The 6,871-nt window shown below is 46.0% G+C and carries 5 protein-coding genes and 1 pseudogene; 5 read left to right on the forward strand and 1 reads right to left on the reverse strand.

Annotated elements, in window-relative coordinates; all coding sequences use genetic code 11:
* Nucleotides 1-69 precede the first annotated feature (69 nt).
* On the reverse strand, nt 70-1,098 hold the full coding sequence (locus tag ACOTX3_RS22395; protein ID WP_029882782.1) for a Mal regulon transcriptional regulator MalI: 1,029 nt from the start codon (nt 1,096-1,098) through the stop codon (nt 70-72).
* A 178-nt stretch (nt 1,099-1,276) separates the two neighbouring features.
* Here ACOTX3_RS22395 and malX point away from each other — a divergent pair.
* From malX to ACOTX3_RS22420, 5 genes and pseudogenes are all read left to right on the forward strand, one after another.
* Nucleotides 1,277-2,407, forward strand: a pseudogene (malX, locus tag ACOTX3_RS22400) (PTS maltose transporter subunit IICB); the annotation flags it as partial.
* Between the two features lie 85 nt (nt 2,408-2,492).
* Complete coding sequence (locus ACOTX3_RS22405; RefSeq protein WP_127869271.1) at nt 2,493-4,262, forward strand: recombinase family protein; 1,770 nt, start codon at nt 2,493-2,495, stop codon at nt 4,260-4,262.
* A gap of 569 nt (nt 4,263-4,831) precedes the next feature.
* A complete protein-coding gene (locus ACOTX3_RS22410) occupies nt 4,832-5,677 on the forward strand; it encodes a lysozyme inhibitor LprI family protein (RefSeq protein ID WP_058660846.1) in 846 nt (281 codons plus the stop codon).
* On the forward strand, nt 5,667-6,035 hold the full coding sequence (locus ACOTX3_RS22415; protein ID WP_127869272.1) for a hypothetical protein: 369 nt from the start codon (nt 5,667-5,669) through the stop codon (nt 6,033-6,035). The genes ACOTX3_RS22410 and ACOTX3_RS22415 overlap by 11 nt, the downstream gene beginning before the upstream one ends.
* Entirely contained in the window at nt 6,019-6,603 is a 585-nt protein-coding gene (locus ACOTX3_RS22420) for a hypothetical protein (protein ID WP_127869273.1), read from the forward strand. Before ACOTX3_RS22415 ends, ACOTX3_RS22420 begins: the two co-directional genes overlap by 17 nt.
* Nucleotides 6,604-6,871 lie beyond the last annotated feature (268 nt).

Consider the following 6,871-nt stretch of genomic DNA (forward strand, 5'->3'; position numbering starts at 1 on the left):
ATGAGGGGTTTTTTATTGCCGGGGGGCGGCGATGCCTTATCTGGCCTACGCTCCGCAACGTGCTCTGGGTTATTTCACCGTGACTAACCGCGCCGCCACAATCTGGTGCCCGGCCTGCACGTCTGTTTTTTCGATGCGTTGCATGATCCTGTCCGCCAGCGTGTAGCCCATCTCCCGTGCGGGTGTGGTGGCCCAGACGATGGGCAGATCGTCCAGCGCATTTTCGCCAACGTCGGCAAATGCCCCTAACGCCACCTGATGGCCGAAGAAGGTTTCAACACCCCCCTCACCGCTCTGACGCCCGGCGCGGATCAGACCAAACCAGGCCCCCATCGCAATCACATCGTTATAGCAAATCACGGCGCTTATCGTCGGGCTGCTGCTTAACAGCGCACCGATCGCTTCTGCGGCTTTTTTCTGACTGGATTCACACTCTACCACCCACTCGCTGTGGAACGGTAAACCGTATTTAATCAGCGTCGCGCAATAACCGCCCACCCGTTCGGCGCGGGTCAACGACGAGCTTTTTCCGCCGAGCCAGGCAATCCGCTGATGTCCGCGACGAATAAGATGCTCGGTCAACATTTGGGCCGCCTGCATGTTATCTGGCCGCAGGGTATCGGCTTCATCCAGATAACTGGCGCGCGACGCAAAGACCAGCGGCACCCCTTTTGCGGCCGCGCGCTCGCATAATTCACTGCTCACGCCCGATGCTCCGGCAACAATCACACCGTCAACGCCCTGGGTGAGCAGCATGTCGAGCCGGGAAAGAAGCTGGTCCGGCTCGCGCCCGCCGTGGAGCAGAAACACCATTCGTCCCTGCGCCTCCAGCGCTTCGGTTAACCCGGCGGTCAGTTCGGCGTAAAAGGGTGAAGTCAGGTCACGCACGATCAGGCCAATCACGCCGCTTTGTCCCCCGCGCAGGGCCGACGCCTGACGGTTACGCACAAAACCCAGTTGTTCAACGGCGTCGTTAACCCGCTGACCGGTCGCGGGAGAGATGCGCCCTTTTCCACTCAGGACCAGTGAAACGGTGCTGACGGAAACCCCCGCCGCCAGCGCGACATCGTTGATGGTGATCTTTTTCGCTACAGCCATGTGTTGGCGTGACTCCCTGATAATGAGATCGGTAAAACGTTTTATCAATACGTTATCTTTATACTACCAGTGAAAGGCTGAGAATGTGATTCAGCGCGCACTAAACTTTGATAAAACGTTTTATCTTCTCGCAGCATTGAAGCAGACAAACTGATTTTAACAATAAAGGAGTCGTTTTATGACGGCGAAAACAGCACAAAAAATATCGCTGTGGGAATTTTTCCAGCAACTGGGTAAAACCTTTATGCTGCCCGTGGCGCTTCTCTCGTTCTGCGGGATCATGCTCGGGATCGGCAGCTCGCTCAGCAGTAAGGACGTCATTACGCTGATCCCGTTCCTCGGTACCCCTGTGCTACAGGCGATCTTTATCTGGATGAGTAAGGTCGGCTCCTTTGCCTTCAGTTTCCTGCCCGTGATGTTCTGTATCGCCATCCCGCTGGGCCTGGCGCGTGAGAATAAAGGCGTGGCGGCGTTCGCCGGTTTTGTGGGCTACGCGGTGATGAACCTTGCGGTGAACTTCTGGCTGACCGCCAAAGGCATCCTGCCCACTACCGATGCTGCGGTGCTGAAAGCCAACAACATTCAGAGCGTGATTGGTATTCAGTCTATCGACACCGGGATCCTCGGCGCGGTGATCGCGGGGGTCATTATCTGGATGCTGCATGAGCGCTTCCACAATATCCGCCTCCCCGATGCCCTGGCATTCTTCGGCGGCACCCGCTTCGTGCCAATTATTACTCTCGTGGTCATGGGGCTGTTTGGTCTGGTCATCCCGCTGATCTGGCCGGTCTTTGCGCTCGGTATCAACGGTATTGGTCGTATCATTAACGGCGCGGGCGATTTCGGCCCGATGATCTTCGGTACCGGCGAACGTCTGCTGCTGCCGTTTGGCCTGCAACATATTCTGGTGGCGCTGATTCGCTTCACCGAAGCAGGCGGCACCATGGAAGTGTGCGGTCATGATGTAAGCGGTGCGCTGACCATCTTCCAGGCGCAGCTGAGCTGCCCAACCACTCATGGCTTCTCTGAGAGTGCGACCCGCTTCCTGTCACAGGGTAAAATGCCGGCCTTCCTCGGCGGTCTGCCAGGCGCGGCGCTGGCGATGTACCACTGCGCCCGACCTGAAAATCGTCACAAAATTAAAGGGCTGTTGATTTCCGGAGTAATCGCCTGCGTCGTAGGCGGTACGACTGAGCCTATCGAATTCCTGTTCCTGTTTGTCGCGCCGGTGCTGTATCTCATCCACGCGGTGCTAACCGGTCTGGGCTTTACCGTGATGGCGGTGCTGGGCGTCACCATCGGTAACACTAAAGTAAAATACACCTCATTAAGAATTGAGGCGTAAAAACAGCTATACCTGTCGCCGCAATGGGTTACCAAAGAGGTGATGACCAATGCCTGCACATGTTACAATCTTAAGAAATACAGTACGTCCAGTGAAATTCAATACCATGAATCGTCCACGCTTATATTCATATATCCGTTACTCCAGCGAACGACAAGGCAGAGGTAACTCGATCGAGCGACAGAAGAGTTACATTGCGGAAATGGCAAAAAAGATCGCTGCTGAGTACGATCTGGAAATTTTCGAGGAATACCAAGATTTAGGAGTATCCGCGTACAAAGGTAAAAACGTTCAGGAAGGAGCATTATCGGATTTTATAGCCCAGGTTGAATCCGGCTTGATCCCAAAGGGGTCTTTCCTTTTGATTGAATCCCTTGATCGCTTCTCACGCCAGAACGCCATGCAAGCAGATAACCTTTTCACCAGTTTATTGCTTAATGGCATCACGGTAATTACCGGGATTGATAAACAGATTTACAGGCAGACTGAAGTAAACACCGAGATATTGCAGCAACTGATGTTTAGCGTGATGTTGTTCAGCCGTGCAAACGAAGAAAGTTCAACCAAATCACACCGCACCATTGCAAGTGCTCTATCCAAGATCAGACGCCACCAAAAAAGGAAACCAGGTGATCCTGTAATCGCAATTAAAGAGTTAGGGTCGGATAAATGGTGGACAGATTCGAGTACTGGGTATGTCAATCCGCATCCAGTCCTGTTCCCCATAGCAAAAAAAATTATCCAGTTAAAACAAGACGGTTGGTCAAATCGAATGATCCTTATGCACCTGAAAAACAACTACGATGGACCGGTTATTGGCAACAAAAAATCAAAAGGTATATGGAATATGCAGCATTGTTCCAGAATCCTTGAGCCAGCCATTTATGGACGAAAAGTAATCACTGTAAACAATGCAGAATACGTTCTGGATGATTATTACCCTGCTATCATCAGCAAAGATGAATACGAAGCGTTAAAGATCCAAGTTGGAAACAAAGGGTTTGCCCCGAATCGCGAGATTAACCCTGAAATACCGTTACTTTCCGGTATTGGCATTTTGCATTGTGCGCACTGCTCATGTTACATGGTTAAGGCTAAATCAACCCTTAAGAACCATCCACATGCTTACCGTTACCAATGCGCATCCAGAGATCTACATCAGGATTGTAATAAGTGGGGATTCAGGGCAAGCACTCTTGAAAGGACAATTTTACAACTGATAGCTGATAGAATATTCTTACAGACGAAATATCAACCATCTGGTTTAGAATGGAAAATATCGGACATAGAATCGAAAATTGAGAACTATGTATTAGCTATAGGTTCAGCTAAAAGCCCGGCAATCATTAACAGCATGACTTCGCAAATTGAACAACTTGAACAAGAAAAACAAAGCCTGGTAGAGGAAAAAAGGCTATACGATGAATCAATCGTGCAAATGAACACTGAAGGGTGGGACAAATTCAGGAAGTTTGATATTAATGACGCACTTAACCCTTTACGCGCAAAAATAAGGGCAAACATTAAGACCGTTATTACGCGCATAGACTGCTCCAGAATAGATAAGAAACACAACTTGTTTACCATCACATACCGCGATCAGCATAAACAGCGTATCGTTATCGAAAACAACTCAGGCTGGAAGAAGGGTAAGATTTATGTTGAAGCACAGACTATAAACGATACTCAAATTCTTGAATCTGAGGGGTTGATACTACATGATCATATTGACATATTGATCAACCGAGATAAGTTCATGACGGAAGCGAAAAAACGATTAGAACATCCCCGAACGCTGATCGATGAACTGACGGAATAAAGGCAAGTATTAGCTCCAATGTGAAAACATCCCATATTCCAATGTAAACACAAGATGTTATTATTATCCATCGCTATAACGCCATGAATCGCTCTGTATCTTGTCAGAGCGATTAAAGTAGGCGTGGGCATTATTTAATACCAAAACCCCGTAAAACTCGATACAGTGCGTTTTAGAGCAAGGGGGCTAAATTACATTATCCATTACGTCTACATACTGATTCCATTGTTCCGCTTCTTATCGAAACACCTCTATAGTTGCTGTAACTCCCCAGGTAAGTTGAATGTAATCCCCTTCTTTGGGAATACTCGATACTAACCCGCCCCTCCCCACCTTAACATTAAGCATATCATTCCTTGAAAAACCATTAAATACAATAACCTTCGTAGCCATGCCACCTCTTCTACCCGCGCCAATCGATCTATTTCATAGATTAATATGCGATTATTGATAGATCTTATAGATCAATATAAAATCAAGTCTCTCAGCCTGATTTCACTTCGAAATCAACCAATTTACGTTTACTGAAGAGTCGCAGTTTTTTCGATAGCACAAGGAAAGACATACGCATGAAGCCAATAAAACTCATTAAGATCATCACGTTGAATGCCTTTTTGATTTCAAGCAGCGCTACAGCAGCCTCAGATAACCGCATCAGTTTCCAGAATATTGATACCGTGGATGACCTTATGGCGCTCCCGGCAAGTGAGCTTTGCCTGAATGGTGGACCTACGTCAGATGACATAGAACTCATATTGCTAAATGGCCCCCTGGCACGTTCTATGTATCAAAATGACCCTACGGCAGCAAGGATGGTCATTAATGAACAGTCCGCAAACATTAAAGCTAGAATCAAAGAAAAGTGCTCAAATCCAGATAAGCCCGTGCGTAAATTAACTAAAGGAATGTTTAAGAACGGAGAAGATGTGTGCAAACGTGGAGCGCCGACGATAGAAGAAGCTAAAGTATTCATTAACGAGTCGGACGATCCTGAATTGAATATTGATAAACAATTGCAAGCCATTCCTTATGAATATCGCCTCATATTGGAAGAAGGTGCGAAATTAAATGGGTATACACTTCGTGAAATGTTTATTGAGGACATAGCTACGAAGATCTCAAAAAGTTGGGAAAAAGCGTGTGCTGATAAATCATATTTTCAGAATAAAGCAAAGAACATCACAACCGCTCATGACAAGCTAACAACACCGCACTCCCCTGAAGAAGATTATCGTATTGCGGATAAAAAGCTTAACGATACATGGAAAGAACTACCAACTGAAACACGTAAATCTTTGCTACCATCGCAACGAAAATGGATCAAAAAACAGGCTACCTGCAATCAGGATGTTCAATGCCTAATTGACATGACCAATAAGCGCATCACTGAACTGGAGGCTGAAAATGCTAAGTAATGACGTAACCGTAGTATTGGTCCATGACTATTTAGCACAATCACCGGACAATTCCTACCAAGGAAAATACACAGTAGGGCGATTTCACCTGACAGATGCGTTCATCGTTCAATATATGAAGCTGTTACATGGGGTCGAAATACCTGATTCATGGATCAGTAGCAGCTTCACTAACATATCAGATACCGATACCCGTAAGGTTATGTATATGGAAGGTTGCGATATGTTATCGAAAGATACAATGAACGAAATCCGTAATGCAGTGAAGTCCCCGCCTGACAAGCTGAAAATATATCGTAATGGAGAGCGTATTGTTAAGATAGAAGTTATGGAGAAACAAAATGACCTCAAAATTTAAAAAGTCAAAGACAATTGTTGCCTTCTTCTTCGGACTTTATATATTGAACGGAATAGCAATAACACCCAGCCAAGCCAGAACATCTGAATCAATACATCTCTCGAACGGAGGTTCAGCATTTTTACAACAAAACGAACAATCAATAAAGCCATCTATAATCGATATACTTCCAAGGCTGTATACAACCGAAGAAGTTTATGCACGATTTCAGGAACATGAGTTCAGAGCAACAAACGACTTCAAAAAGTGCCGATTGATGGTTACAGGAAAAATAAAAAGAATTAGCACAGCCACTTTCAGTAAAAATCCGGTAGTAACATTACATATCCCTGATTCAAGTGAAGGCCTGAAGTTCTTTTTCGAAAATACGGATTATGATAACAATACTGTAGCAGCGTTAAACGTAGGTGATACAGTAATTATTGCAGGATGGAATACACGGCCAGGAACATTTGGGGGCATTATATTAGATGATTCTCAAATCATGACTAAAATGGTCTCAAAGAAGAAAATACAAATGCTGGCTGTAAATGGTGGCGTCTATGATCGGAAGATTTGCCAGAAGTAACGCACAATACGCTCTTAAAATTCCGAGAAGAATCCTCCAGCCTCAAACATCAAAGCTATGATTTATTGAAGAAACATATTACTTATCGTAATGAAGAAAACAAAAATGAAACCGAAAGATAAATTAGATTTCATATCAGATTTAATATAGCTTCCAATTTACAGTGACCTGCTCCCCGTTGATTAGTACACCCCGATGTTAGTAATGTCTTCATAAGCCACATGAGGACATCCCCATGAAGAAGCGTTTTTCCGACGAACAGATCATC

It is taken from the genome of Enterobacter cloacae complex sp. IR5384 (assembly GCF_049237265.1).
GTDB classification, from domain to species: Bacteria; Pseudomonadota; Gammaproteobacteria; order Enterobacterales; family Enterobacteriaceae; genus Enterobacter; species Enterobacter cloacae.